The following is a 2,977-nucleotide window of genomic DNA, read 5'->3' on the forward strand; positions in this document are numbered from 1 at the left end:
ATAATATTTTTTACAATCTAAATTAAAGTCAATATAGAATTTATTTTAGAATTTAAATGTGAAAAACATTTAAAGAGTTCAAAAGAGATTATATGTTAAAACTTTAAATAAAGAATTAATAAATGCGATTAAAGTGTGTATAGAATTTGATAAACTAAAGAATAATTAATAGTTGTTAGTTGTTTAAAATAATTTAAAAAGTTAGATTGTATAAGGAGATTATTTTGTGAAATATTACTCTATTTCAAAAAAACTTATTATTAGTGCTAAAGATTTTTATCCTATTTCCTTATATAAGAAGTTTTTAAAAATAAAAAAAGACGATATTTTTATTGGTTGGGGTAGAAAAAAGTCAGGTTTAAAAGCCATAGACTTAGCTAAAAAATATCGTACCAAATTTATGCTCCTAGAAGATGGTTTTATTCGCTCGTTAAATTTAGGCGTTGAAAATAGTCCTAGTTTTTCGATAATTAAGGATAATATAGGTATTTATTATGATGCAACAACACCTTCAAAACTTGAAAATCTTTTAAATACTTATAAGTTTAAGAATGAAGAAGTTAGGCAAGCTAGAAAAGCTATAGAGCTTATTAAAAAATATAAAATTAGCAAGTATAATAATAATCTTGATATTCCAAATAATTATTTCCCAAAAGATGAAAAACGCATTTTGATCATTGCTCAAACAGCTAATGATGCTTCACTTGAATTTGGCTTTGCTAATGATTTTAAAACCATTAATATGATAAAAGACGCCACAAAAGAAAACCCTAATTCTAAAATTTATATAAAAATTCATCCAGATGTCTTAAGTGGTAAAAAACAAAGTGATTTTGATATAAACTTTTTGCCTAAGGAATGTATTATAATCACCGAAAATTTTAATCCAATAGCTTTGCTTGAGTTTTTCGATAAGGTTTACACTAAAACCTCTGGTATGGGTTTTGAAGCTTTGATTATGAATTGTGAGTGTGTTTGTTATGGTATGCCTTTTTATGCAGGTTGGGGTTTAACAATTGATAAATTTAAATGCGAAAGAAGAGTGCAAAAAAGAAGTCTTGAAGAAATTTTTTACGCTACTTATATACTTTATACTGAGTATTTTAACCCTTATTTAAATCAAAAAAGCAATATTTTTAATACTATTCAAACTTTAGTAAAATATAAAAAAATTGAAAAACAAAATTCAGGTAGACTTTTTTTCTTTGGATTTTCAAAATGGAAAAGAAATTTTATAAAACCTTTTTTTGTAGCTAAAAATAATGAAATTATATTTTTAGATTTATTAGATTGTTTAAAAAATATAAAACTAAAAGAAAATGATAAATTTTTTATTTGGGGAAAACAAATAGATTGCAATATTCTTAAAAAAAATCTTACAAAAAAAGCACAAGATGAGAATTTGCAAAATTTTATTCCTAAAATTTTTCTAGTGGAAGATGGTTTTATCCGTTCTGTTTTTTTAGGATCCGATCTTACACGTCCTTTTTCTTTAATTATTGATGATAAAGGACTTTATATAGATTCAAGTAAAACAAATAGATTAGAAGAACTTTTGCAGAATGAAGTCTTTGATGAAGATATATTAAATAGGGCAAAAAATATTATAAAAATTTTAATTGAAAATAAGTTTTCTAAATATAATGGCTTAAAGCATGAAAATTTAAAAATCAACGCCAAAAAAGGACAAAAAATCATTCTGATTCCTGCTCAAGTTGAAGATGATGCTTCAATGATTTTGGGAGGTTTTGGCTTATCTACTCTTGACTTACTTAAAGAAGTAAGAGCTAAAAATCAAGATGCTTATATACTATTTAAGCCCCATCCAGATGTGCTAAGCGGTAATCGCAAAGGTTTAAAAGATGAAAAAATTATTTTAGAATTTTGTGATGAGATTATAAAGAATTGTAGCATTGATAGTGCTATTAAAATTGTCGATGAAGTGCATACTATTACTTCTACGAGTGGTTTTGATGCACTTTTAAGATCTAAAAAAGTTTTTACTTATGGTATGCCTTTTTATGCAGGTTGGGGTTTAACAATTGATAAATTTAAATGCGAAAGAAGAACAAGAAAGTTAAAGCTAGAAGAACTTGTGGCTGGAGCTTTGATTATGTATCCAAGATATATCAATCCTAAAACAAAAACTTTATGTGAAATTGAGGTTTGTTTAAATGTAATGTTAAATTTGCAAAAAGATTATTTTTCAAAAAAACATATAAAATTAATAATAGATTTTAAAACTTCAGTGCTTAGAAAAATGAGAAGATTTTACGGGATTCTGGCAAGGAAATAAGAAAGTTGGCGATAAGATTGAAAAGGTTTTGTAATAAAATATTTTTTATTTTAGATATAAGATTTCTTTTTTTAAAGAAGCAAAAACAAAATTAAAATAATATTTTTTTATTTAAGTAAAAAAGATATAAATGTGATAAAATTTGAAAAGAGATTTAAATGATAAAACTTTTATTATATTAGCTTAAAAAATAAATATAAAATTTCCTTTTGTAAATAATAAATTTTATATTTTCTCTAAATATTTTTATCGAGGAAGGATTAAAAAAATAAACAGATAAAATTATGATTTTTTATACTTTGATATTGTTTTATAAAATAAACTTCTATTAGACTATTTTTTAAAAGGATAGTAATCTAATTTTTCTTATATTTAAGGTAAATTAACAATGTGATTAATAAGAAAAAATATTTAATTTTATGTAGAAATTATATATTAAGCATGTAACCTAATAACTGATATAACTTAATTTAAGATTTTAATAGTTTATATTGATAAAGTATCTTTGTAATTTTGTTAAAAATTTAAAAATATTATAAATTATTAGTGAGAATTTTTAAATTTAAAAAATTTTTAGTCCATGAATTCTTTTATAATATTATATTTTTCTTAGTGTTTGTGCGTTTATTAAAATTTTTGCTTATAGGATAAATTTTGTAAAAATTTCTAATATTTCAAGAG

At 22.8% G+C, this 2,977-nt stretch carries 1 protein-coding gene; it reads left to right on the forward strand.

The annotated features are described in order from the left end of the window. The first annotated feature begins 226 nt into the window (after nucleotides 1-226). Nucleotides 227-2,296 carry a capsular polysaccharide biosynthesis protein gene (locus JG677_RS07615; protein ID WP_200286049.1) on the forward strand — a complete coding sequence of 690 codons (2,070 nt, stop codon included), beginning with the start codon at nucleotides 227-229 and terminating at the stop codon, nucleotides 2,294-2,296. Nucleotides 2,297-2,977 lie beyond the last annotated feature (681 nt).

It is taken from the genome of Campylobacter sp. TTU-622 (genome assembly GCF_016598965.1).
Taxonomy (GTDB): domain Bacteria; phylum Campylobacterota; class Campylobacteria; order Campylobacterales; family Campylobacteraceae; genus Campylobacter_D.